General features: G+C 35.4%; 1 tRNA gene. It reads left to right on the forward strand.

Annotation, left to right across the window (positions count from 1 at the left end):
- Positions 1–20 precede the first annotated feature (20 nt).
- Positions 21–96: transfer RNA gene (locus AC0SAP_RS10350), tRNA-Ala, on the forward strand.
- Positions 97–646 lie beyond the last annotated feature (550 nt).

Below are 646 nucleotides of genomic sequence, written 5' to 3' on the forward strand. Positions count from 1 at the left end.
CCACCAATATAACCCATAAAGGGGGATTAGCTCAGTTGGTAGAGCGCCTGCCTTGCACGCAGGAGGCCATCGGTTCGACTCCGTTATCCTCCACCAAATTTCTTGGGGGATGTTGTTGAAAAGAGACTAGAAAATATTTCCTCTTCTTTGTTAGTGAGAAGATAAATAATGTGACTTGTGGCTTGTAATTAGCGATTACTAGTTAATGATTAGTAAATAGTTGTTAGTCAGTCATCTTATTTATACTCTTATCTAACTTGGTTAAACTTGTTTAGATTAGAAGAGTGTTCTTTAAAAATTTGGATTAGTTGGTGCAACGTAATAGCGATGCAGCAGTGATTATTGATCGATGTGAATCGAGTAATAATCACCAAGATCTTTCGGATCTCGTTGTTGGATTATTCTTCTCGTAATGAGAATAATAATTTGATGGCAAGATAACAAGAGAGATCGGGAGAGATTGCATCACTTAAGTAACGATGTATTCAATTTTACTGACTGTCAGTTAATGATGTCGAAAGATATTGTTAATCAAGACAGATTGATAAAATGAGTTAACTTAAAGTGAAACGTTATCATGTTACATTCGTAGGAGAATTGAAGAGCTATTTTGTCATATAATTGACGATTGCGATTTATCTCTCTG

The organism is Ignatzschineria sp. PL_is040 (assembly GCF_055813795.1).